This is a genomic window from Stenotrophomonas lacuserhaii (assembly GCF_014836545.1).
Lineage (GTDB): Bacteria > Pseudomonadota > Gammaproteobacteria > Xanthomonadales > Xanthomonadaceae > Stenotrophomonas > Stenotrophomonas lacuserhaii.
In genome coordinates, this window is the sequence record NZ_JACSQS010000001.1 from 514,505 (window position 1) to 539,471 (window position 24,967).

Sequence of the window (24,967 nt, forward strand, 5' to 3'; positions counted from 1 at the left end):
CCCCCCCCCCCCCCCCCCCCCCCCACCACCCGGCCCCAGCCCAGCTCCAGCTTCCCCACCGTCAAGCGCATTGCGAATGGGTCGCAATTGCATTTCGAATTGCGCGACAGTAGAGTGTGGCCCACCTCTCCGACTGCATCGCTCGCGGCCTCCGGATCATCGATCCGGCGCACGCAGGCACGCCCGCGCACGCCCATGACCCGACCCATCGCCGCACCGCCCTCCCCCTTCCGTCTGCGCCCGCTGGCCGTTGCCTGCGCGCTCGTCGCATGGGCTCCTGCAGTCCACGCGCAGCACGCCGCCACCGACCTGGACGCCGTGCGCGTCAACGCCTACCGCGCGGCCAACAGTGTCAGCAGCGCGACCAAGACCAGCACCTCGGTCGCCGAAACGCCGCAGTCGGTGTCGGTCATCGAACGCGCCGAACTGGATGCGCGCGGCGTGCAGTCACTCAACGATGCGATGCGTTACGTGGCCGGCGTAAGCCTGGAAAGTTCGGGTATCGACAACCGCGTGGATGACTTCCGCATCCGTGGTTTCGATGCCGGCAGCTGGGCCAACAACGTGACCCTGGACGGCATGCGCGCGCCGCAGGGCAGCCAGTGGAACCGCAGCATGTTCGACAGCTGGAACCTGGAGCGCGTGGAGGTGCTCAAGGGCCCCTCGGCGGTGATGTACGGCCAGGTCGCACCGGGCGGCATGGTCAACCAGGTCAGCAAGACCCCGCAGCCGCGCCAGTTGCAGCAGCTGCGACTCGGGCTGGACGCGCACGGCCAGTACAGCGCCGCGTTCGACGTGGGCACAGGCAGCGACGACGACGTGCACCTGGCGCGTCTTGTCGGCCTGTACCGCGATGGCGACACCCAGATCAAACATACCGGACAGGAGCACTGGTTCCTTGCCCCCAGCTACACCTGGCAGATGGCCGAACGCACCCGCATCACGCTGCTGGGGATGTACCAGAAGGACGATGGCGGATCGACCTACCAGTTCCTGCCGATGGACGGCACGCTGCGCGCCACGCCATATGGCCACATGAAGAACACCACCTTCATCGGCGAGCCGTCCTGGAACACGTTCAACCGTACGCTGTGGACCGCAGGCTGGATGTTCGAGCACGCGTTCAACGACCACCTGACCTTCAGCCAGAGTGCGCGCCGCACGCATGTGGATTCGCTGTACCGCGGCGTGGTCACCAATGGCGCACTCAACGCCGATGGCCGCACGCAGGCACGCCGCGCCACCTACGGCACCGGCGATTCCGATGGCGATACCTTCGATACGCGCCTGCAGGCACGCTTCCGCACCGGCGGCGTGGACCATGTCGCCCTGCTCGGCTGGGACTGGCAACGCGCCGATTGGGAAGGCGTGCGCGGCGCGATGAGCAGTCCGCGCCCGATCGACATCTTCAACCCGGTCCACACCGGCTACGTGCCGCAGGTGACCAGCCTGAGCCCGACCGAAGGCAGCAACCGGCAGAGCGGCATCTACCTGCAGGACCAACTGGCGCTGGGGCAATGGCGCCTCACCGTGGGCGGCCGCTACGACTGGACCAAGGACGATGCTTCGAGTGCGACCCGCAACCCGGTCACCGGCGCGACGGTGACCCAGCCGCGCAGCGTGATCAAGAACGAAGCCTTCACCGGCCGCGCCGGTGTGCTGTACGTGTTCGACAACGGGCTTACCCCGTACATCAGTTATGCCGAATCATTCCAGCCCTCCTCCACCAGCCCGCTGAACAACTTCGATGGCAGCGCGTTCGATCCGGTCACCGGCACCCAGTGGGAGGCGGGCCTCAAGTACCAGCCAGCCCGCATCGACGGCCTGGTGACCCTTTCGGCGTTCGAGCTGCGCCAGCAGAACCTGCTCACCCAGGATCCCGACCCGACCCACAACACCTGCGGGGCCACTGCCAATGCGCGCTGTTCCATCCAGGATGGCGAAGGCCGCGTGCGCGGCGTGGAACTGGAAGGACGGGTGACCCCGTTCGAGGGTTTCAGCCTGATCGGCGCAGCAACCTGGATGGATTCGGAGATGACCCGTTCCGATCAGTACCAGGGCAAGCAGCTGATCATGGTGCCTGACTACACCGCCTCGTTCTGGGCCGATTACACCTTCGCGGGCGGCGCCCTGGAGGGCTTGAGCTTGGCGGCAGGGGCACGCTACAACGGCCGCAGTTACGGCGACAGTGCGAACCTGTACCGGATCCCGGGGTACACGCTGTTCGATGCGGCGATCCGCTATGACGTCGGTCGGGTTGGCAACAGCGACCTGCAGCTTGCCGTGAACCTGAGCAACCTGGCGGACCGGCGCTATGTGTCGACCTGTACGACGGTATCGTCGTGTTACTACGGCAGCGGCCGCACCGTGATGGCCACCGCGCGATTGGGCTGGTAGTGACGGCCGCTGGCCGTCTGCCTCTGCTAGCCGGTGGGTGACGACCGTTGGTCGTCACGCTGCTGCCGTCCGCTGCGCTCGCCGAGCATGGCTCGGCGCTACAGGTTTGCCGGCTGTTGTAGCGACGAGCTTGCTCGGCGGCTCTTCGTTCCGACATCGCACAAAAAAAGGGGCGGCCGAAGCCGCCCCTTGCCCGTTGGATCATAGCGCCGGCGCATAGCCGTGCAACTGCATCGTGCTGCTTGCCCGGCCCTGGCTCATCGAACGCAGTGCCGTGCTGTAGCCCTGCAACTGCGCCAGTGGTGCGAACCCGCTCACCTGCGAACGACCTTCCCGCTCGTCGATCGCCTGCACCCGTCCATGGCGCCGTTGCAGGTCACCCACCACATCACCGACATTGGCTGCGGGCGACAGCACCTGCAACGACATCACCGGCTCCAGCAGCTGCGTGCCCACCTCGGCCAGCGCCGCCTTCACCGCTTCCATCCCGGCGCGATGGAACGCCTGCTCGGATGAATCCTTCGCATGCGTCTGGCCATCCACCAGCACCACGTCCAGGCCCACCACCGGATGGCCCTGCGGACCGTCCTGCAGCGCAGCACGCACGCCCTGCTCCACCGCGCGGATGAAGTTGCGCGGCACCACGCCACCGACGATGCGGTCGCTGAATTCCACCGCATCATCCTCGCGCGGGCGCACCTCCAGCACCACATGCGCGAACTGGCCCTGGCCACCACTCTGCTTGACCACCCGGCCCACCACGCCAAGCGCCGTGCTTCGTGGTTTCTCCAGGTAGGCTACGCGCGGCTGGCCGACCTGTACCTCGACCTTCCACTCGCTGCGCAGGCGCTCGACCATCACTTCCAGGTGCAGCTCGCCCATGCCCCACACCAGCGTTTCGCCGGTTTCCGCATCGGCCTCGACGCGGAATGACGGGTCCTCCTGGACCAGGCTGGCCAGGCCCTGGCTGATCCGGATCAGGTCACTGGCGCGGCCGGCCTGCAGCCGCCACGCCAACACGGCCGGCTGCGAGTGGATGGCTTCCAGCAGCAACGGTTGCTGCAGCGAGGACAGCGTTTCACCGCTGACCGCATCCTTCCAGCCCATCACCGCCACGATGTCGCCAGCCTCGGCCTGTTCGATGTCATGCACCTGATCGGCCTGCACCCGCACCAGCCGTCCCACCCGACGTGCGTCGTGCCGCGAACTGGCGATGCGATCGCCCACCCGCAGCGTGCCCGAATACACCCGGACGAACGCAAGCGCGCCCTGCTGCATGTGGGTGACCTTGAATAGCAGCGCGGCCAGCGGACCCTGCGCGTCGGGCAGCAACTGCACCGTTTCCTCGCCGGCAATGGCACTCACCGAGGGCCTTTCCAGCGGCGACGGCAGGTAATCGACGATGGCATCCAGCAACGATTCCACGCCCTTGCCCTTGAACGCCGCACCGGCCAGCACCGGCACGCCGGCACCGCTGACGGTAATGCGTCGCACCGCCGCACGTAGCGCATCGGCGTCCACCGCCGAGCCGTCCAGCCAGGCGTCGGCAAGCACATCGTCCAGCTCGGCCGCGGCCTGCACCAGCGCATCACGCTGGGGCTGCCACTGCTGCGCTTGCGCATCGGTCCACGGCTGTCGCTGCAGCGAACCGGCGGCATCCCAGTGCAGCACCTTCCGGTCCACCAGATCGACCCAGCCATCGAAGGCGGCTTCGCTGCCCAGCGGCAGGCCCAGTGCGAGCGGGCGCGCCTGCAGGCGATCAGCAAGCTGCGCCACCACGCGGTCGAAGGACGCACCGATGCGGTCCATCTTGTTGACGAAGGCGAGCAGCGGCACGCCATGCCGGCGCGCCTGGTGCCAGACGGTTTCCGACTGCGGCTGCACACCGTCCACGGCCGAGAACACCGCCACCGCGCCATCCAGCACGCGCAGCGAGCGCTCCACTTCGATCGCGAAATCGATGTGGCCTGGGGTGTCGATCAGGGTCAACCGGTGCGCTGGGAGGTCGCGCGGCGCCCACTGCGCCTGCACGGCAGCCGCGCCGATGGTAATGCCGCGTTCGCGCTCGATCGCCGAAAAATCGGTGGTCGCCGCCCCGTCGTGCACCTCGCCGACACGATGGATCTGACCGGTCTTCCACAGCAGCCGTTCGGTCAACGTGGTCTTGCCCGCGTCGATATGGGCAATGATGCCGAGATTGCGACGCAGCGAAAGGGTCTGGGTGTTCATGAGTTGCTCCTGCAATGCCAACCACGGAGGACCGCGCGTCCCGGTTGGCGGCAGGGCGCGCGGTCAGGTCTGGGTGTCGTCGAGCGGGTGCATGGCACGTTCTCCTTCGCTTCTCAGATGAATCGGGTAAATCGGAAATAAAAAAAGCGCCCGGTTGGGCGCTCTGCTGGGGGTCCAAGGCAACCGCGATGCGGTCAGCCGCCTTGTCTTCCGCCGGGCAGACGCACCCGTTCCGCGCAGGCGCGGAGCAGGATCTGAAACGTCAGCAGCGGAAAAGCGTTCATTGGACTCACCACGGATGGGAGGCGCTAGTGTGCGCCTGCTGGCGGGGGAAGCAAGGGCCTATTGCCAGCAAAAATAGAACGCTGAAAGGGGTCAGAGTCGGGGGTCAGAGTCCTTTCAGCGAAAAGGACTCTGACCCCCCCCCCCCAACTCTGACCCCTTTTCCTAGGTCACCACCACCAGCGGTACGGGCCGTCGCGGATGCTGCAGCACCAGCACGTCCTGCTGGTACACGCGGCGCAGGGTGTCTTCGGTCAGCACCTCGCGCGGGGTGCCGTCGGCGGCCACCCGGCCGCGTTCCAGCAGCACGATGCGGTCGGCATGGCCGGCGGCCAGGTTGAGGTCATGCAGCACCACGATCACGCAGGCACCCCGGTCCGCCAGCGCACGCACGCTGCGCAGCGTGCGTTCCTGATGGCGAAGGTCCAGCGCGGCGGTGGGTTCGTCCAGGAACAACAACGGCGTGTCCTGCGCGAGCACGCGTGCGAAGGTGGTGCGTGCCGATTCGCCGCCGGACAGCTGCTGCACTTCGCGCTGGCGCAGCGCCTGCAGTTCGGCCGCATCCAGCGCCGCTTCGACGTGGCGCGCATCCTTTGCAGGCGCTGGTGGATGCGGCAGGCGCCCCATCGCCACCACTTCTTCCACGCTGAAGGCAAAGCGCACTGCATGTTCCTGCGGCATCACCGCGCGCTGGCGCGCCAGTGCCCCGGCACCCAGCGCCGAAAGCGGTCTGCCGGCCAGCAGCACCTCACCGCTGTCCGGCCGGAGGTCGCCGCAGGCGACGCCCAGCAGCGTCGATTTACCCGCCCCGTTCGGCCCGACCAGCGCGGTCAACGTACCGGGCTCGAACACCAGCTCGACATCGGCCAGGATCGGCCGCTGCTGCCGCACCACGCCGACCTGCCGCAATGAAAGCAGTGCACTGCTCATGCGCCCGCCCTGCCCCGGCGCTGCATCACCAGCCACAGGAAGAACGGCGCGCCAAGTGCCGCAGAAAACAGCCCCAGTGGAATTTCCGCCGGCGGATCCAGGGTGCGCGCGGCGGTGTCCGCCACCACGATCAACAGCGCACCGAGCAGCCCGGACAGCGGCAACAGCCAGCGATGGCCCGGGCCGACCAGCAGCCGCGCCACGTGCGGCACCACCAATCCGACGAAACCGATCGACCCGGCGAACGCCACCGCCGCGCCCACCAGCAACGCGCTGAACGCCACCAGCCGCCGCCGCGTACGCGCGACATCCAGCCCGAGGTGCTGCGCCTGGCGCTCACCCAGCGCCAGCATGTCCAACGGCGTTGCCAAGCGCAGCAGGCAGAACGTGCCTACGGCGAACAGCGGCATGGCCGCCGCGACGTCGGGCCAATCGGCGCTGGCCAGCGAACCCAGCTGCCAGAACACGAGCGACTGCAGTTGCGCTTCGGTAGCGATGTAGGTGAAGAAGCCGATCAGCGCCGAACAGAAGGCGGCCATCGCGATGCCCACCAGCAACAGGGTGGCATTGCCATCGCCGCGCCCGGGTCGTGCCAGCAGGTAGGTGAGGCTGATCGCCGCCGCACCGCCGGCAAAGGCCGCCAGCGGGATCACCCAACCGCCCAGCGTCGCCGCACCCAGCACGATCGCCGCCACCGCACCCAGCGCGGCGCCCTGGCTGACCCCGACGATGCCGGGGTCGGCCAGCGGATTGCCGAACAATCCCTGCAGGCTGGCGCCGGCCATCGCCAAGGACGCCCCCACGATGGCACCCAGCACCACGCGCGGGATGCGCAGCTGCCACACCACTGCGACGTCGCGCGCACTCGCCTGTGCGGCATCCAGCAGACCCAGTTTGACCCCGATGGCCTGCAGCACGGCCAACGGCGGCAGCCGTAGCGGCCCCACCGCGAACGACCCCAGCACCGCCAGCAGCAACGCGCCCAGCACCAGCAGCAGCATCAGCTGGCCGCGACGTCGGCGCCGATCACCGGCCATCGTCCACCGCGCTGGCGTCATGCCGGCGGCAGCGCCGCCAACGCGCGCGCCAATGCCAACGCGCCGGCACCGGACCCCACGCTGGTGTACTTCAGTTGCAGGTCTGGCATTACCCAGACCCGACCGGCCTGGCCGGCGGGGGTCTGCTTCAGCGTCGGATAGGCCTTCCACAGCCCGTCGGCACCGCCGAACAACTGCAGGTCATGCTCGGTGACCAGGATCACTTCGGGGGCCGCTGCCACCACGCCTTCGTTGCTGAGCGCGGAGAAATTGGCCACGCCCGCTTCGGTGCCGATATTGAGGCCGCCCGCCAGCGCGATCAGCTTGCCCGAGGCGCTGTCGGCGCCGGCCACGGTCGGGTTGCCGCCTGCGCCGGTGGCCGACACATGGATCACCCGCGGTGTGCTCATACTCGCCGTCGCGATGCCGGCGGCCTCGTCCAGCTGCGTCTGCACCGCATCGGCCAGTGCCACGCCTGCGACGGTACGCCCGATCGCCGCGGCGACCTTGCGTACCTTGTCCGGTGCCGGCTGCAGATCATCGATGATCACCGCATCCTGGCCTACCGCGCGCAGTTTTTCGGCCAGGTCACTGTGGCGACGCAGGCTGTTGCCCAGGAACAGCGAACCGCCCAGGCTGAGCACGCCCTCCACGCCGGTGGTGCGGTTGAACAGGAACCGGTGTGGCGCGGCGCGTCCTGCGTCGGTGGTGGCATTGGTCGGGGCCGCGAATACCTGGCTGCCCTGCCCCAATGCTTCGATCACCGCGATGATGTCATCGCCACCGGCGATGATCCGGCTGGCATCGTCGACCTGCACGTCCACGCCATCATCGGAATGCACGGTGGCCGGCAACGTGGCCGCGCCCGCCGCTACCGACGGCACGGTCTCGCCGCCCACGCGGCGCCAGTCTGCCGGTAGCGCGCCGTGCTCGGCCGCAGCACCCGTAGCGGGCGGCGTCGCAGCGGCCTGTGCCGGCGCTGCAGGCTCGCCCCTGCCGGAACACGCGGCAAGCGCCAGCGCCAGCGCTAAAGACGTTGGCAGCGTCCTGGCAGCCTGGATCAGGTTGGGATTCATGGGGCAGTTACTCCTGCGGAATTCACGGCGTGGCGGCCTCGCCACTGCGGTCGGCGATGCCGTACAGCGCCGACAAGGTCGCTTTGAACGAAGCCGGCAACATCGGCCCGTGGCCAAGTCCGGCGAACTCGCGGTACTGCACCTGCAGGCCTGGCAACCCACTCAGGCGCTCGCTCAGGGCATGCGCGGCATCCGGCGCAGCGCCACCGATCCGGCGAAGGTGCGCGACCACGCGCGGGTTGGCCATGTCACGTACGCCGCGGTTGCCGCTGCGCTCATCGCCACCCAGCATCACCCACAGCTGGGCCGGCTGGCCGGCGCGGTTTTCGATGAACTGTTTTTCCAGGTCGCCCAGCGGTGCGCCCTGGCTCCACCACAGCGACGGACTGGCCGCCACGTACTGCTGGAAGGCGGCCGGGCGGGTGTACAGGCTGCTGAGCACGAACAGTCCGCCCAGCGAATGTCCCCATAGCGCCTGGCGCTGGATATCCACGTTGGCGCGACGCGCGACCTGCGGTTTGATCTGGCGCTCGATGAGATCCAGGAACGCAAAGGCGCCGCCCCCCACGACCTGCTGGGTGCCGCCCTCATCATCGGCACGGTCGATCCAGGCGGTGTAGTCGCGGGTGCGCTGGGCCGAATCGATGCGACGCTCGTTGTCATAGCCGATCAGCGCCAGCACCGGCGGCGCCTTGCTGGCGGCCAGCTGGTCCAACATCGACCTGTCCAGCACCATCGCCACGGCGTTGCCATCCAAGGCGTACAGCACCGGCGAAGGCGCGCTGGAGGCATTGCCGGGAATCAGCAGATTGACCCGCCAACGGCGCTGGCCGTCCGCGCTGCCGACCACGAAACGTTCGACACGGTAGCTGCCAGCGGGCTGGTCCAGCACCGTCTGGCCCATCATCTGGTCTGGATTGCGCTGCTGCGCATGGCTGCAGAACGAGGCGCCGGCCAGCGCGAACAGCGCGGCAAGGCCAAAGAGACGGTGAAGCATGGGGGGCACGGCTCACAGCGGGGGTCGCCGAGCAGTCTACCAAACGCGAATGGTTCTCGCTTTCGCTGCGCGCGATGCTGCACGCAATGAGAAGGGTCGCCCCTATCCCGAGCCAAGCGCGCGAAGTGTCAGCGCGCCGCCTCGGCCAGCCGCGCGCCCAGCCATACCAGCAGCATGCCACCTGCCACGCTGACGCCCAGGTACAGCGGCACCATGCCGCCGCGGTCGCTGCGCGCGAACACCAGGGTCTCCAGCATCAGAGAGGAAAACGTGGTCAGCCCACCCAGCAGCCCGATCACCAGGAACGCACGTAGCAGGGTCACGTTGCCGCCGCGCTGCTGCAGCCACACCAGCAGGTAACCGGCCGCAAAAGCGCCGATGAAGTTGGCGCTGAGCGTGCCCCAGGGAAACCCTTGGCCGAAGCGCTGCAACACCGCATCACCGATCACGAAGCGCAGCGCCGAACCCAGTGCGCCGCCGGCCATGACCAGCCCGAGCTGCTGCCACCAATTCGCGCCCATCAGCCGCCCGCCCCGCTCTGCTTGGCCGCGCGCGCCTGCTCGCGTTGGGTACGCAGACGATCCAGTTTGTCCTTCAGCTTGATCTCCATGCCTCGCGCCACCGGCTGGTAATAGACCTGTTCGCCCATCGCATCCGGGAAGCCGGTCTGGTCCAGCGCGATGCCGCCTTCCATGTCGTGATCGTACTGGTAGTCCGCGCCATAACCAAGGTTCTTCATCAGCTTGGTCGGCGCATTGCGCAGGTGCAGCGGCACTTCCAGCGTACCGGAGGCGCGCACTTCGGCCTTGGCCTTGTTGTAGGCAGCGTAGCCGGCATTGGACTTGGCCGTGCTCGCCAGGTACAGCACCAGCTGGGCGAAGGCCAGCTCGCCTTCCGGGCTGCCCAGCCGCTCGTAGATGTCCCAGGCTTCCAGCGCCATCGACTGCGCGCGCGGATCGGCCAGGCCGATGTCCTCGATCGCCATGCGGGTCAGCCGGCGCGCCAGGTAGGACGGATCGCAGCCGCCATCGAGCATCCGCGTCAGCCAGTACAGCGCCGCATCGGGATTGGAACTGCGCACGGATTTATGCAGCGCGGAGATCTGGTCGTAGAACTGCTCGCCGCCCTTGTCGAAGCGGCGGGTGCGGTCGGCCAGCACCTGGGCGAGCGTCTGCGGGGTGATCCGGCCGCCTTCGTCGACGGCCAGTTCGGCGGCGATTTCCAGCAGGGTGAGCGCGCGACGGACATCGCCATCGGCGGCGGTGGCGATCTGCAGCAGCAGCGCGTCATCCACCTGCACGCCCTCCCCGCCCAGCCCGCGCTCGCTGTCTCCCAACGCCCGCTGCAGTGCCTCGACGATGTCCTGCGGCGATACGCCCTCCAGCACGTGCACGCGGCAGCGCGACAACAAGGCGGAGTTCAGTTCGAAGGACGGGTTTTCGGTGGTGGCCCCGACGAACACGATGGTGCCGCGTTCGATATGCGGCAGGAAGGCATCCTGCTGGGTCTTGTTGAAGCGGTGCACCTCGTCGACGAACAGCACCGTGCGCCGGCCTTCGGCGAAACGCTGCGCCGCTTCGGCCAGTACCTGGCGTACCTCCGGCAGGCCGGACAGCACAGCGGAAATCGCGCGGAATTCGGCGTCGGCATATTCGGCCAGCAGCAGCGCCAGGGTGGTCTTGCCACAGCCCGGCGGGCCCCACAGGATCATCGAGTGCACGCGTCCGGATTCGACCGCGCGGCGCAACGCGCTCTCCGCGGCGAGCAGACGTTTCTGCCCGACCATTTCGTCGAGGGTACGCGGCCGCATGCGCTCGGCAAGCGGTCGCAGGTGATCCCGATCCACGCTCAGCAGATCAGGGCCGGGGAATGAAGAAGTACGTTGTCTGGCCACGCGGCATTGTACCGCGCGGCCGCCGCCTCATTCGCCGATGACGTCGGTACCGGCCGGCGGGGTGAAGCGGAACGTGCCGGCGGCGAAGGACGGGTTGCGCTTCCATCCGGTGAAGGCGATCACCGTGCGCTGGCCCACCGCATCGGTGATTTCCATCTTCGCCAGCCCGCTGGCATTGAAGCCCAGCGCGGCGTACTGGAAGCTGGCCTCGGTCTCGCGCTTGGGGGTCAGCGCAAGCCACTGCAGGCCATCACGCGGCGCGGCTTCTTCGCTCAGGTCGTACTGCTGCTCCAGCAGGGCCGGATTGATCAATGCGGTCAGCGGGCTGTTCTGCTCTTCCTTGCCCTGCGCACGCACGGTGGCCTGTTCCAGGTCCGGTTCGTACATCCACACCTTGGTGCCGTCGGCCACGATCTGCTGCACGTGCGGGCGCTGGTATTCCCAGCGGAACAGGCGCGGCGCCGACAGCGCGACACGGCCACTGGTGGTCTCCTTGACCTTGCCACGGGTATCGAACACCTGCTGGCTGAACTGTCCGTCCAGGCCCTTCAGGCCGGCGGTGAAGGTCTTCAGTTCATCACGCGCGCCGGCCCAGGCACTGGTCGAAACCAGGCACGCGGCGGCGAGCACGGAAGTAGCAAGGGTGCGGCGGAAGCTGGCGTGCATGAGGGTATCCAGAAAGAACGTGGAAGGATGGAAGGAAGTGTGCCCAAAGCATCCTGAATGGGCGATCCACTGCAGTGGGCGCAGGGTTCAGAGGCCGCCTGCTGCGGGCACCCGACCGTACACGATCTGCCCGCGGAAGCCGCGCCGCACCTGCTGGAACAGCTCGCGGAAGGCGGCATAGTCGGCGGGCTGGCACAGCGCATCGTTGCCGCGCACTGCATTCTGGCCCAGCCGATGGTGGGCGATGATCTGCTGGCCGTCGCGCTCCCAGCGCACCGAATACTGGCCCGCCGCGTTGCTGAACTGCTGGTCGCGCGGCACCGCGATCAGCGGCACGCCCTGCGGCAGGGTCACCCGGTAGGTTTCCTGGCGCAGGCTGGCGTCGCACTGGAACGGGGTGGCATTGTCTGGCGCCGAGGTGGCCGCATAGGCGTCACGGAACGATTCCGCGCCCGGCGGATCGGGCAGCTGCATGCCGCCGACCAGGTTGAAGTCCACGTAATCGGAAGCGCTGAAATCGAAGGTGTAGTTGAATGGCTGCTGCAGGTCCTGCGGGTCGCCCTGCAGTTCCAGGCGGCCCTGCCCATCGAAACCGGAGGCCGCCACCATCGAAGCTTCGGCACGGGCACGGTTCTGTGCGTTCAAGCGTGCGAAGGACGCGCGCATGCCGATCTCCGCGCTGTCACCGGGCTGCAACCGGGTGCTGCCTTTCAGATTGCCGGCGGCGTCGAACACGAAATCCGCCTCGAAGCCCATGCCATTGCGCAGCTCATCGTTGGCAGGCGTGCGCGCCAGCTTGGCCGGCCCGGTCAGCAGCACCGGCGCGCCGAGGTCGCCGTCGGGAAGCTGGCCCGGACGTGCCCAGGCGCTGGTGGAATCCAGGTACAGGTCGAATTCCGGCACGTAGGTAATGGCGTGGTTGAAGCGCCCCAGCGTCGGCACCGCCGGCAGGGTCGGTCCACCGCCGGCGCCGATCAGCACCGCCGTGCTGTCGATGCCCTTGGCCGCCAACAGTGCTTCCAGGATCACCACGTGGTCCTTGCAATCGCCGTAGTGGCTGTCCAGCACGCTCTGCGCGGGGTTCGGCTCCAGCCCGCCGTTGCCGAGATAAACGGCTACGTAGCGGATGTTGCGGGCCACCCAGCGGTACAGCGCATCCACCTGTCCGCGGCGGTCGGCGATGCCGTGGGTGACTTCCTCGGCCAGCGCCTGCAGCTGTGGGCTGACCTTCGCCGCCTGCCCTGCCTTGAGCTGGTAAGCACGCGCCATCTGCGGCCAGTCCGCATAGGTGCTGGCCATGATGGTCGGGCTGAACTCCCACGGCGCGGCGGTCCAGTTCTGCGCCGGCAGCGGCGTGCCGCGGCGATAGGTCCAGCTCCACTGCGCACGGCCAGCGCGGACCGTGGGCGCATCGCTGCCCTGCACGCCCCTGCTCAGCACCTTCATCGGCAGGCTGGCTGGCGCGCTCAGGGTGACCTGCGCATCGTCGTACTGGTTGAACACGCTGAAGGTTTCCCACAGACCGAAGTAGCCCGGGAAGTACGGCTGCCGCTGGGTACGGCGGGTGGCATAGACCACGCGCGTGCCCGGCGCCAGGTTGGGGAACACGATCACCCGCACCTTGCGGTCGGCGTACATCGCCGCCGAGGCGCTGGAGTAGCTTTCCTGGGTATAGATGCGATCAGCCGGAACGTCGCGGCGCTGGCCATCGGCGGTCAGCGTGTAAGCCTCCAGCACCTCCAGCGTTTCCATTTTTTCGCTGTAACTCAGCCGCACCTGGCTGAACTGGTCCACCGCGCTGCGGGTCTTGAGCAGGATGTCGTAGTGCTCGGCCTGGGTGTTGCCGGCATCGGCATCGACCACGTAATCGGCGCGGTAGCGGGCGAAACTGAAGTTGTTGCTGGCCTCGGCCGGCGCCACGCCCTGCATCGGGGCAGCGGCGGGGATGGCGGGTGCCTCCACCGCCAAGGCGGACCCGAAAGGCAGCAGCAGGGCGGCCAGCAATCCGTTGCGGAGGGGTGCCATGAGGGGTTCCGGTTGGTCAGGGGGTGGATGCCGGCCAGCGGCCGGCACTACCGGGATTGCATTATTTGGGCGGCGGCGGGGCCAGCACGGAGCGGTCGCCGTTGTGCTCGGGCGAGCTGACCACGCCGGCCGCTTCCATCGCCTCGATCAGGCGCGCGGCGCGGTTGTAGCCGATCTTCAGTCGGCGCTGCACGCCGGAAATGGAGGCGCGGCGGGTTTCAGTCACCACCCGCAGCGCTTCGTCATACAGCGGATCGGATTCATCGCCGGACGATGCGGTTTCCGGCAGGCCGCCGGCACCGACCACCACGCCGTCGCCCATGGTCTGCACTTCGTCCAGCACGCCTTCGATGTAGTCGGCCGGCCCCATCGCCTTGAGGTGTTCCACCACGCGATGGACTTCTTCGTCGGACACGAACGCGCCGTGTACGCGGTCCGGCATCGCCGTGCCGGGCGGCAGGTACAGCATGTCGCCATGGCCGAGCAGGGTTTCGGCGCCGGACTGGTCCAGGATGGTGCGCGAATCGATCTTCGAGCTGACCTGGAAGGCAATGCGGGTCGGGATGTTGGCCTTGATCAGGCCGGTGATCACGTCCACCGATGGCCGCTGGGTGGCCAGGATCAGGTGGATGCCGGCCGCACGCGCCTTCTGTGCCAGGCGGGCGATCAGCTCTTCGACCTTCTTGCCGACGATCATCATCATGTCGGCGAATTCGTCGATGAAGATGACCACGAACGGCAGCGTTTCCAGCGGGCGCGGCGCCTCGCCCAGCTCCGGGTTCGGCTTGAACAGCGGATCCATCAACGGCTGCCCGGCGTCCTGGGCGTCCTTGACCTTCTTGTTGAAGCCGGCCAGGTTGCGCACGCCCACCGCGCTCATCAGCTTGTAGCGGCGCTCCATCTCGGCCACGCACCAGCGCAGCCCGTTGGCGGCCTCCTTCATGTCGGTGACCACCGGCGCCAACAGGTGCGGGATGCCCTGGTAGACGCTCAGTTCGAGCATCTTGGGGTCGATCATCAGCATGCGCAGGTCTTTCGGGCTGGCCTTGTAAAGCAGGCTCAGCACCATCGCATTGACCGCCACCGACTTGCCCGAGCCGGTGGTACCGGCCACCAGCAGGTGGGGCATGCGGGCCAGATCGGCCACGGTCGGGCGTCCGGCGATGTCCTTGCCCAGGGCCAGGGTCAGCGGGCTGGTCGCCTTGTCATATTCCTTCGAACGCAGCAGCTCGGAGAGATAGATCATCTCGCGGGTGACGTTCGGGATCTCCAGGCCGATCACCGACTTGCCCGGAATCACATCGACCACGCGCACCGACTTGACCGACAGCCCGCGGGCGATGTCCTTGTCCAGCGTGCTGATCTGGCTGACCTTGATGCCCGGCGCGGGCTCGATTTCGAAGCGGGTGATCACCGGGCCCGGATAGGCACCGACCACCACCGCATCAATGCGGAAATCCTTGAGCTTGAACTCGATCTGCCGCGACAGGGTTTCCAGCGTCTCTTCGTCGTAGCCCTTGGGCTGCGGCTTGGGATCATCCAGCAGTGCCAGCGGGGGCAGGTCCGAGCCATCGCCGTTGACGCCCTGGAACATCGGGATCTGGTTGTCGCGCTTGGCCCGGTCGCTCTTCTCGATCACCGGTTCCGGGCGCGGCTCGATCTTCACCGGCTCGCGCTTGGCGCGCACCTCGGCATCGACCTTGCGCACTTCCTGGCGCTCTTCGCGCATGACGCGCGTCTGCTTCCACTCGGTGGCCTGCTCTTTCTTCTTTTCCAGCAGCGGCGCCAGCGCCATCACGCCCTTGCCGATGCGTTCCATGACCATCAGCCACGACAGGCCGGTGGCCAAGGTGATCGAAGCCAGCAGCAGCACCAGCACGAACAGATTCGCACCCAACGCCCCGAAACCGACGCTCAGCGAAGAGCCCACCAGCTTACCCAGGATGCCGCCGGCCGAGGCCACGTCGGCACTGAACAGGCGCAGGTGCAGGAAACCGGTGCCGGCGATCAGGAAGCCCACCAGGCCGACCAGCCGCAGCGCCGGGTCGAGGTCATTCTCGCCCTTGGCTTCGCGCTTCAGCCCGAACATTGCAAACCAGGCCAGCGCGCCGAGGATCACCGGCAGCACGAAGGCCATGTAGCCGAACAGCTGCAGCAGCACGTCGGCGATCCACGCCCCGGCACGCCCGCCCATGTTGTTGACCGGCGCCACGATGCTGCCGGTGTGCGACCAGCCCGGGTCGGTCGCCGAATAGGTGAACAGGCTGGCCACCAGGTACAGCAGCGCCGGGGCCACGGCGATCAGACCCAGATCGCGCCACAAGCGCTGCCGCGTGGGGTTTTCAGACGGAGACGGATCGCGGCGACGGGCTTTGCCTTCGCTCGATCGGCTGCGTTCGGGGACCTGCTTCGCCACCTTGGACACTACCTTTGGAATACGCTGTTAGTGGTTGATAATAAACGAAGCGCGTCGGTTTTCCGTCACTACTGGCTGACCGCGATACGCCATGGCCTGGCAGGCCGCGTCGAAGACGGCCTGAGCGGCCCGGCGCATTGCCGCGTTCCAAGCATGCGGGTTGAAACCCCCTGCCCCTGCCATCACTCTATGGTCTGCCCCCAGCGCGCGCAAACCGTCGCCGCGCCTTGATCCCCTTACCTTTCGCGAGTCTACATGAGCACCACGCTGCCCTCCCGCCATCAGAAGCTTGTCATCCTCGGTTCCGGCCCGGCCGGTTGGACTGCCGCCGTCTACGCTGCCCGCGCCAACCTCAAGCCGGTGGTGATCACCGGGCTGCAGCAGGGCGGCCAGCTGATGACCACCACCGAGGTCGACAACTGGCCGGGCGACGCCCATGGCCTGATGGGCCCGGACCTGATGGCGCGCATGCAGGCCCACGCCGAACGCTTCGAAACCGAAGTGATCTTCGACCACATCCACACCGCCGACCTGTCCCAGCGCCCGTTCAAGCTGATCGGCGACAGCGCCGAGTACACCTGTGATGCGCTGATCATCTCCACCGGCGCGACCGCCAAGTACCTGGGCATTCCGTCCGAAGAGACCTTCAAGGGCCGCGGCGTGTCCGCCTGCGCCACCTGCGACGGCTTCTTCTACCGTGACCAGGACGTGGTGGTGGTCGGCGGCGGCAACACCGCCGTTGAAGAAGCGCTGTACCTGTCCAACATCGCCCGCAAGGTCTACCTGGTCCACCGCCGTGACACGCTGAAGGCGGAAAAGATCATGCAGGACAAGCTGTTCGCCAAGGTCGCCGCCGGCAAGATCGAAACCGTCTGGCACCATCAGGTGGACGAAGTGCTGGGCAACGACGCCGGCGTGACCGGCGTGCGGGTGAAGTCGGTGCAGGACGGCAGCACGCGTGACATCCAGGCCCATGGCTTCTTCGTGGCGATCGGCCATCACCCTAACACCACCCTGTTCGACGGCCAGCTGGCGATGAACCACGGCTACCTGGAAATCCGTTCCGGCCTCGGCGGCAATGCCACCCAGACCTCGGTGGAAGGCGTGTTCGCCGCTGGCGACGTGGCCGACCAGCACTACCGCCAGGCGATCACCTCGGCCGGCTTCGGCTGCATGGCCGCGCTGGACGCCGAGCGCTACCTGGACGCACAGGGCAAGGCGAGCTGAAGCACGCCACCGGGTGCCACTGGAAAGGCCGGGCTTTGCGCCGGCCTTTTCTGTTCAGGGGAGCCTGCGGGCCGTGGCTGCCCCCTCATCGTCCTCGTACACCGCCTGTGACACGTCCATTCCCGAGCCCCGCACGCACTGAACGATGTGCCGGACCGGCGGTGACTTCACCCCATCGTCGTCAACCATCCGGGTGTTCCAGAAGATCGGCGCGCTTCCGGCGTTCTCGCAACGCAGGGTGATCTGGGCTGGCTTGGTGTATGCGTCAGGCAGCGTCACCGCTCCATCCGTGCACTTCCAGCCGGGAGGGCATCCGAGGTTCTTCGTCTCGATCACGACGGGGTACTGGGGAAAGCCAGCGAAGGCAAGATCCACCACCCGCGATTGGCCGGCCGCCACGCGGATGGTCTGGATCGGATCAATTTTCAGCGGTTCGCACCCCTTGCCCTCGCGCCAGAGGCGGTACCCCTTTTCGACGCCTTTCATGGCAGCAACCCTGAAATTGGGATCCTGGAGAGCGAGCGCGTCGTCTGGATTGGTGTGGAACGCGGTTTCCACGATGACCGAAGGCATCTGAGCCAATCGATTTTCGCCGTGGTTTGCCTCACCGGGTTCGGCAGGCACAAAATAGCCGGTGTAGAGCGACTGACTCGTTATGAGTTCCTTCATGTAACAGAGGATTGAAGAGGCCAATGACCGATCATCCTGCCTTCCGGGTGCAATGAATGCACGGGCCCCCGTGGCGGCAGAACTATCAGAGGCATTGGTGTGAAGATGCACCAGCGTGCCGACGTTTTCCCTGTTGGCGTAAAGCGGCCGGCTGCGTATATCCTCATCCCGCTCTCGCAGTGCGTGCGTACTTTCGGGAAGCGAGTTCCAGATGTCTGCGGCATCGGGGATGTCCCGTTGCAAGCTATACCTGGCACCCAGTTTCCACCATGCCTGCGTACTGCCTTCGTGCGTCCCCTCGTCCGTCGCGCGCGCCCGTAGCACCGCCGCTTTTGAGCGCGATGTCATCAGCTCAGACAGCTCGGCGGCGAGCAGGGGCGTGATCTCATCCTCTACGACTCCGTTGCTCGGGTCGCGCTGTGCTCTCCAATCTCTGTATCCGTGATGGAAATAGACTCCATGACCTGCGGATATCATTACTGCTGTCCTGTCGGAAGCCCCCGCCAATCCTCGAGATTGAAGCGGAAACAATCCATCGAAGGACTGACCTCCGTAAAGGAACACAATCTGCGGAGCGGGGCTGAACCTTTCAGTGAGCTCCCGGACGCTGTTGCCTACCCACTGCTCAAAATCCTCCATCTCAGCGCCAGGGTGATCCGGCCTGTAGCCTCGCAAGACGTCAATGACCACCTTCCCACCCGCCGCGTCATGGTGGGCCTCGACAAGCACGTCGGCAAATGAGCGCGCATCGATGCGAAAGCTGGCCACGCCGTTCCGTGCTGCCTCGGTCAGAAGCACATCGAAATCCTCAGGGAACACAGGCTTCCCACTGCTGGCAGCCATCGAGTGGCTACTGACAGGTGGGGGCTGCGGCGGCATTGAAGCCCCCGTCGTCAGCAGCGCGCACAGCAGCTTGCCGGTCAATACAACGTGTCTTTTCAATGGACCACTCCTCTGCTCCAGGCCACCCGCCTGATCTGCAGTCTCCGGCACGCCAAATGATGGCGAAACTTCAGAATTCCGAATGACCAGTAGGAATCGAGCAGGCGAGCGTATTGACGGCCAGCCACACGCGCGTGGCCCGCCGCTGCCAAGGCATCACACGCCCAGTCCGGTGCTCTATCCTGTCCCCATGCCCCAGATCCGTTTCCTGGAAGACCTCCAGACCGTCACCGCGTCCCGATGGGATGCCCTGCACGACGGCAGCAACCCCTTCGTCAGCCACGCTTTCCTGTCCGGCATGGAGCAGTACGGCTGCCTGCGCGAGGACTGGGGTTGGCGTCCGCGGCACCTCACTCTGTGGGAGGACGACACGCTGATCGGCGCGATCCCGGGCTACCTGAAGGAAAACTCCCACGGCGAGTTCGTGTTCGACCACGCCTGGGCCAATGCCTATGCCCGCCACGGGCGCGACTATTACCCGAAATGGCTGGGTGCGGTGCCCTATTCGCCCGTGACCGGACCGCGCCTGCTGGCCGGCGACGCTGACACGCGTGCAGCGCTGCTGGCCGCGCTGGCAGAAGCACTGCCCGGCCTCGGCGTTTCCTCCGCGCACATCAACTTCCATCGCGAGGGCGAGGACGGCGACTTCAGCGCTGCCTGGCTGCTGCGCGAAGACATCCAGTTCCAGTGGCAGAACCTGGGGCAGTGGCGGACCTTCGATGACTTCCTCGGTGCGATGAACCACAAGCACCGCAAGAACATCCGCCAGGAACGCAGCAAGGTCGCCCGGCAGGGAATCAGCTTCCGCGTGGTGCATGGCGACCAGGCCAGCCGTGCGGACCTGCAGGCGATGTACCGGTTCTACCTGCAGACCTTCCTGGAGTATGGCAACGCCCCCGCCCTTACCGAGCCGTTCCTGCGCCATCTCGCCAGTTCGCTCGGCAACGGGCTGGTGCTGTTCCTGGCCGAGCAGGACGGCGAGCCGATCGCCGGCGCGCTGTGCCTGCGCGGTGGCCAGACCCTGTATGGGCGCTACTGGGGCGGCGCCACGCTGCCCGGCCTGCACTTCGAAGCCTGCTATTACCAGGGCATCGAGTATTGCCTGCGCGAAGGGCTTTCACGGTTCGAGCCTGGCGCGCAGGGCGAGCACAAGCTGGCGCGCGGCTTCCTGCCAACGGTGGTGCGCAGCCGGCACTGGATGGCCGACGCTGATTTCAGCGAGGCCCTGCGCGAATGGTGCGCGCACGAGCGTGCGGACATCACCCGCTATCGTGACGAACTGCTACTGCACTCGCCCTTCCGAAGTGGCTGATCCGAACGTGGCAAGGTAGTCCAGCACCGGCGCGGGATCATCCAGCGCAGCACTCGTGGCGATATGACTGTCGGGACGAACCAGCACCAGCAGGCCCGCATACGGGCAGGATGGATCCTCGATCCGAAGGACCTGCACGAAACCCGGCATCGTGGGCACGGTATCCCCGGTACCGCACACCAGCAGCGTGAAACAACGATAGTCCAGCAGCGGGTAAAGCCGTGAAGGGCGGCCTGCATGCTGCCCCATCAGGACATCCTGCACGCGCTCGCCGGCCAGCCCTTCGCCCGCGTAGCGCACCCCCATCCCCGTCACGTATCCGGACCGTTGCGCCACGATGCCCACGTAGTCCGTCGCATGCTGCCGGCTGGACGGGTCGCGGGTGGCAAGACCCAGCAGGCGCGACGTTTCCACCACGCCCAACGCCACCGGTTTACGTTCGGATTCGTAGCTGTCCAGAAGACCAGCCGGCACGGGTTGGTTGACCGCCATGCCGATCTTCCACATCAGGTTGAAGGCATCGGCCAGCGCCGTGTTGAGGCCCTGGCCGCCGTGGACGGAATGGATGTGGCATGCATCACCCACCAGGAAGACCCGGTTGTCCACGGCAAAGCGTGCGGCCACGGCCTCTTTGACCGAAAACTGGGAGAACCACCGTACGTCACTGAAGCGCACGCTGCACGGCCGCGTCGCCCGGTTGATCCGCGCCATGACCTGTTCGAACGTGAACTCACGGGTATCCATGCGGACGTAGAACCGATCCAGCTCGCCTTCACGCGGGATCCAGGCCACGTCGGAGGATTCGGCCTGGAAGACGATGATCTCAGGCACCTTCGGGAAATCGGTATCGATCACCCCGTCCACGACCGCCCAGGTCATGCGCGGGCGGGTCACTTCGAATGGGATCTGAAGGTGTTCACGGACAAACGAATGTGCGCCATCGGCACCTATCACGAAGCGTGAGGTGATGGACCGCCCGTCCGATAGAAGGCTTATGCATCCCCCTGCCTGCTGTTGCACGCCCGTCACCGAGGTGCCGCGCTGCACGGGGATGCCGGACGCACGCAGGCGCTGATCCAGCAGCTGCTCAACGAAAGACTGGCCGATCATCAGGAAATGCCTGTGAAAGCACCCCTGCAAGGCATCCCACCAGTCAGACTGCCGGGAGACGAATGTGCCCTCGGCCCATACTGAGCTGGTGTTGCACGGCTTGCCGTGCGGATAGAGATCATCGAACAGGTCCACGATCTGCAACAGCTGCAGTGTGCGCGCATTGAGCGCGTCCGCGCGCCCGGCCTGCAGCGGACCGGCGCTGCGGTCGGCGATCAGCACCCGCAGCCCCAGCTGCCTGCCAAGGTAGGCGCACATCAGCCCCGCAGGTCCGGCACCTGCGACGACCACATCCACATCGGTGTCCACGCACGCGGCCATCATGCGCTGGCCAGCAGGTGCGGGTTGTCCAAGGGTGGCTCACCCAGGATGTGCAGCCGACGAAGGTGGCGTGGCGCACCGCTGGTGAACGCCTCACGCCCGTGCAGCAGGGTGTGGTTGTCGGCGATGACCAGATCACCGGCCTCCCAGGCATGGGCATACAGGCAGCTGGGCGCGTGCAGCGCCTCGGCGAGGCTGCGATGCAACAGCGCGGCATCCGCTTCGGCCATCCCCGTGAACGACGCCGATGCAGGGTTGATGAAGCCCGTGCCCTGCTGGTCCTGTGGTGCGCTGTAGCGGATGACCACCGCGTCACGGTCCGGGTGCCGGGTCACGACGGGCGCCTCGGCCACGCTGTGGTAGTACTCCATTTTTCTTTCGTAACGTCCCGTGGCGCGCTCCCACAGCAGCCGGACCGACGCTGGTGCTTGATCCAATGCGCGCGCGGTGTGGGAAAACAGCGTCCGCCCTCCGCAGCCGGGTCCGGGTGCACGCAGGCACTGGAAGATCTGGAACTCCGGCACCTGCCGGCGGTACATGCCATCCCAGTGCAGCGGCACGGCTGAACTGTCGAAGATATGATCCTGCGGCGCTTCCCGTTCGAGAAGCTCCAGCACTTTCCCGAACGGCCATTCGGCGATGCTGCCCCAGCGCTCCCCGTACGCGGCGAGGTCTGCAGCGTCTTCGGGGCCACGGAATCCGCGCAGCAGCACCAGGTGATGGTGTCGGGCGAGGACGCGCAGTGGATCGACGGAAAGGTCACTGACAGCGTCATTCGGGGATGCAGCCTGCAGCATGACGCCGAACGGCTGAAGTTGGATGATGGGAGTCGTCATGGCATCGGCCCTGCTGTTTCCGGGCCCATGCCCGGCCTGGACCACGCTAGGCACAGGACCTGTTGAAAGCGAGTGGTTTTCCGACGCCCACCGCAAGAACTGCCGCCTGCGCCACGCCGATGCGCAAGCTGCAGTATCCTGCGCGCATGCACGCCATCGCTTCGCCCTTGAAAGACGGCCATACACGCCGTCTGCGTCATGTCACAGCCCGCAGCCGCAGCGTGATCCGCTGCCACCGTGCAGCACGCGGCGAATGAGTCGTCAGTTTCCGTGGCGCTTGGGCGAGGCCGAAGATGCGCCTTTTCCACCCGCTGAAACGGCACTGCGCCATCCGGACGGTCTGTTGGCCATCGGTGGCGATCTGCGCCCGCAGCGATTGCTGAACGCTTATGCGCAGGGTGCCTTCCCGTGGTTCAGCCAGGGTGAGCCGATCCTGTGGTGGTCGCCCGATCCGCGCACCGTATTCGCCACCGATGGCGTGCATCTGTCACGCAGATTCCGCAGGCAACTGCGGACCCTGGAGTGGGAGATCACCGCCGACACCGCCTTCAAACAGGTCGTCCGCGCCTGCGCCACGGTGCCGCGACCGGGTCAGGACGGCACCTGGATCGGTACCGACATGATCCATGCCTATACCGAGCTGCATCGACTGGGGCACGCGCACTCGGTCGAAGTGTGGGAAGGGCCGGAGCTTGTCGGCGGCATCTATGGCGTGGCGTTGGGCAGGATGTTCTTCGGCGAAAGCATGTTCAGCGCACGCAGCGGGGGTTCGAAAGTGGCCTTGGCTGCGCTGGCCTCGCTGCTCTACGCGGGGGGCGTGCCCGTACTGGATGCGCAGGTGCATAACCCTCACCTGGCGCGGATGGGGGCGACACAATGGCCGCGCGAGCGTTTCCTGCCGCACGTGCGGCAGGCCATCCAGCAGCCCATGGCGCCTGGCAACTGGTCGGCCGCAGGGGCCCGGCTCCCGCTGCGGCATTACCTGCCCGACTGAGCACGGACTCAGGCTGCGGCACGCTCTCGGAGCGCGCTTGGACGTCCGTCCGTCCACGCGCTGTAGTGGCTGGGACGTCCATCCACATGGATCAGCCTGGCCCCTTGGCTCTCCGCCTGGTGCCGTTTCATCAACACGGCGCGATCCCCGAGATCGACTGCGACCGCATGCCAGGGCGTCAGCCAGGCATCAGCGGTGGGCAGCATGTGGATGCCCAGTTTGTCGCTGCTGCGCGCCTGTGGATGGATGGACAAGCGGACCGACCGCGGAAAGACCTCCTGCAGAAAACTGCCCCACGCCAGACTGCGCTGCACGACCTGGTAGGCCCGGGCTTTGGCCTCGCGCTGGACCTGCGTGGCGCTTCGCGCATCATCGGCGCGCCAATCATCTTCGGCCATGAAGCGGATGATGCCACGCAGCTGCCGCACCCCGTCCTCGGACCGCAGCAGTCCGGTCCGGATGTCATCCAGCGACTGGCCATGCTGCGCCAGCAATGCAGCACGGCGATCGTCGTGGCCTGCACTGCCGACAAGCAGTGAGGTGCAGTCACACAGGCAGAATGTGTCCAGGTGGGCCAGGCTGCGACGGGCGATCATCGCGCGGATGGCCGCCTGGTAATGATCGATGACCGGATCGGAAACGCCGATGGTAGGTCCGAATACGTGGCCATCCGAGCAGATCGTCAGCCGGGCGCCGGCAGGGTGGATCGCGGCAATACGGGCGCACAGCCGTTCCAGTGCATCCAGCGACAGCGCTTCGGCCAGGTCCGGCAGCGGGCCCAGGACCTTGCGAAGGGAGGGCGATTTGGCGGGAAACGCGGGGAGGACCATGTGCACCGGCTCCCCCGCCAGGACGAAGCCGCGTACCCGCGCCATGACCGGATCCGACAACGCGTTGGCGTGGGGGCCTGCCTGGTCGCACCGCTGGTGAAAGGCCAGCGTCCGGGCAATGGCCTGGACAACGGCCTCGGCTGCGTGCTGAGGATGGCTCATTGCTCGCTCTCCCTACAGATGCGTTGCGCCGGGCGGCCGCGACTTCGACCACCTGGACGCGTTGGGGGGTGAATCGTGTGATGAGAGGCACGATAGCAACGAGATGTAGCACTCGAAATAGCTCAACCCGGCACATTCTGACTGGTCAGGAGAGAATGGTGGGCCGATCCCGGAAGCGGGCGTATCCCGAAAAGGGACGACGGTTAACGCAATCTTTGCAAAATCGGGTACATGTGCGTAAAATGCAGCGGCTTAGGCCCCCGTGGCCGCTCTCTGAACCGCACAGGATTACATGTCGAAAGACGACTCCATCGAGTTCGAAGGCACCGTCAGCGAGACGCTGCCGAACACGACGTTCCGCGTCCGCCTGGAAAATGGTCATGAAATCATTGCCCATATCTCCGGCCGCATGCGCAAGAACTACATCCGCATTCTGACCGGTGACCGGGTCAAGGTTGAAATGACCCCGTACGACCTGACCAAGGGCCGTATCACCTACCGCATGAAGTAAGCGGTCCGACGCATCCGCGTCGACGAGAAAGGCCAGCCATCGAGCTGGCCTTTTGGCGTGGCTGGAGAGTCGATCCGGCAAGGCCAGGAGGGGTCAGAGTCCTT

Annotated in this window: 19 protein-coding genes; 5 read left to right on the top strand and 14 right to left on the bottom strand. The window is 66.6% G+C overall.

What is annotated here, in order from left to right; all coding sequences use genetic code 11:
- Positions 1-195: 195 nt before the first annotated feature.
- Positions 196-2,397 carry a TonB-dependent siderophore receptor gene (locus H9654_RS02435; RefSeq protein ID WP_191768726.1) on the top strand — a complete coding sequence of 734 codons (2,202 nt, stop codon included), beginning with the start codon at positions 196-198 and terminating at the stop codon, positions 2,395-2,397.
- Positions 2,398-2,598: 201 nt separating this feature from the next.
- On the opposite strand, the gene fusA is transcribed toward H9654_RS02435, so the two are convergent.
- The 10 genes from fusA to H9654_RS02485 all read right to left on the bottom strand — a co-directional run bounded on the left by fusA (position 2,599) and on the right by H9654_RS02485 (position 15,949).
- Positions 2,599-4,626, bottom strand: a complete 2,028-nt coding sequence (gene fusA, locus H9654_RS02440; protein WP_191768728.1) for an elongation factor G — start codon at positions 4,624-4,626, stop codon at positions 2,599-2,601.
- A gap of 447 nt (positions 4,627-5,073) precedes the next feature.
- A complete protein-coding gene (locus H9654_RS02445; RefSeq protein ID WP_191768730.1) occupies positions 5,074-5,838 on the bottom strand; it encodes a heme ABC transporter ATP-binding protein in 765 nt (254 codons plus the stop codon).
- On the bottom strand, positions 5,835-6,839 hold the full coding sequence (locus H9654_RS02450) for a FecCD family ABC transporter permease (protein ID WP_406833448.1): 1,005 nt from the start codon (positions 6,837-6,839) through the stop codon (positions 5,835-5,837). Before H9654_RS02450 ends, H9654_RS02445 begins: the two co-directional genes overlap by 4 nt.
- A gap of 53 nt (positions 6,840-6,892) precedes the next feature.
- Positions 6,893-7,951: a heme/hemin ABC transporter substrate-binding protein gene (locus tag H9654_RS02455; RefSeq protein WP_191768734.1), complete on the bottom strand. Its 1,059-nt coding sequence runs from the start codon at positions 7,949-7,951 to the stop codon at positions 6,893-6,895.
- A gap of 22 nt (positions 7,952-7,973) precedes the next feature.
- Positions 7,974-8,948: an alpha/beta hydrolase gene (locus tag H9654_RS02460; protein WP_191768736.1), complete on the bottom strand. Its 975-nt coding sequence runs from the start codon at positions 8,946-8,948 to the stop codon at positions 7,974-7,976.
- 128 nt (positions 8,949-9,076) lie between these two features.
- Entirely contained in the window at positions 9,077-9,469 is a 393-nt protein-coding gene (crcB, locus tag H9654_RS02465) for a fluoride efflux transporter CrcB (protein WP_191768738.1), read from the bottom strand.
- Complete coding sequence (locus tag H9654_RS02470; RefSeq protein WP_191768739.1) at positions 9,469-10,842, bottom strand: replication-associated recombination protein A; 1,374 nt, start codon at positions 10,840-10,842, stop codon at positions 9,469-9,471. Before H9654_RS02470 ends, crcB begins: the two co-directional genes overlap by 1 nt.
- 27 nt (positions 10,843-10,869) lie before the next feature.
- Positions 10,870-11,508, bottom strand: coding sequence for an outer membrane lipoprotein periplasmic chaperone LolA (gene lolA / locus H9654_RS02475; protein WP_191768741.1), 639 nt, complete (start codon positions 11,506-11,508; stop codon positions 10,870-10,872).
- Between the two features lie 87 nt (positions 11,509-11,595).
- Positions 11,596-13,533: a DUF3857 domain-containing protein gene (locus tag H9654_RS02480; protein ID WP_191768743.1), complete on the bottom strand. Its 1,938-nt coding sequence runs from the start codon at positions 13,531-13,533 to the stop codon at positions 11,596-11,598.
- 61 nt (positions 13,534-13,594) lie between these two features.
- Positions 13,595-15,949 carry a DNA translocase FtsK gene (locus H9654_RS02485; RefSeq protein WP_191768745.1) on the bottom strand — a complete coding sequence of 785 codons (2,355 nt, stop codon included), beginning with the start codon at positions 15,947-15,949 and terminating at the stop codon, positions 13,595-13,597.
- A gap of 255 nt (positions 15,950-16,204) precedes the next feature.
- Here H9654_RS02485 and trxB point away from each other — a divergent pair, with 255 nt between their 5' ends.
- Complete coding sequence (gene trxB, locus H9654_RS02490) at positions 16,205-17,176, top strand: thioredoxin-disulfide reductase (RefSeq protein ID WP_042614111.1); 972 nt, start codon at positions 16,205-16,207, stop codon at positions 17,174-17,176.
- A 54-nt stretch (positions 17,177-17,230) separates the two neighbouring features.
- On the opposite strand, the gene H9654_RS02495 is transcribed toward trxB, so the two are convergent.
- The gene (locus H9654_RS02495) at positions 17,231-18,769 is read right to left on the bottom strand and encodes an N-acetylmuramoyl-L-alanine amidase family protein (RefSeq protein WP_225211803.1); all 1,539 of its coding nucleotides are present in this window, start codon (positions 18,767-18,769) and stop codon (positions 17,231-17,233) included.
- Between the two features lie 208 nt (positions 18,770-18,977).
- On the opposite strand from H9654_RS02495, the gene H9654_RS02500 reads away from it, so the two are divergent.
- Complete coding sequence (locus H9654_RS02500) at positions 18,978-20,099, top strand: GNAT family N-acetyltransferase (RefSeq protein ID WP_191768747.1); 1,122 nt, start codon at positions 18,978-18,980, stop codon at positions 20,097-20,099.
- Here the strand turns inward: H9654_RS02500 and H9654_RS02505 are convergent.
- Together H9654_RS02505 and H9654_RS02510 are read right to left on the bottom strand one after the other, a co-directional pair.
- On the bottom strand, positions 20,070-21,518 hold the full coding sequence (locus H9654_RS02505; protein WP_318241107.1) for an FAD-binding protein: 1,449 nt from the start codon (positions 21,516-21,518) through the stop codon (positions 20,070-20,072). The two genes, H9654_RS02500 and H9654_RS02505, sit on opposite strands and share 30 nt — an antisense overlap.
- A gap of 11 nt (positions 21,519-21,529) precedes the next feature.
- A complete protein-coding gene (locus tag H9654_RS02510; protein ID WP_191768751.1) occupies positions 21,530-22,366 on the bottom strand; it encodes a TauD/TfdA dioxygenase family protein in 837 nt (278 codons plus the stop codon).
- A gap of 253 nt (positions 22,367-22,619) precedes the next feature.
- Between H9654_RS02510 and aat the strand changes: the two genes are divergently transcribed.
- Complete coding sequence (gene aat / locus H9654_RS02515; protein ID WP_191768752.1) at positions 22,620-23,360, top strand: leucyl/phenylalanyl-tRNA--protein transferase; 741 nt, start codon at positions 22,620-22,622, stop codon at positions 23,358-23,360.
- A gap of 8 nt (positions 23,361-23,368) precedes the next feature.
- Here the strand turns inward: aat and H9654_RS02520 are convergent, their stop codons facing one another.
- Entirely contained in the window at positions 23,369-24,352 is a 984-nt protein-coding gene (locus H9654_RS02520) for an isocyanide synthase family protein (protein WP_191768754.1), read from the bottom strand.
- Between the two features lie 292 nt (positions 24,353-24,644).
- Between H9654_RS02520 and infA the strand changes: the two genes are divergently transcribed.
- Positions 24,645-24,863, top strand: coding sequence for a translation initiation factor IF-1 (gene infA, locus H9654_RS02525; RefSeq protein WP_005409596.1), 219 nt, complete (start codon positions 24,645-24,647; stop codon positions 24,861-24,863).
- Positions 24,864-24,967 lie beyond the last annotated feature (104 nt).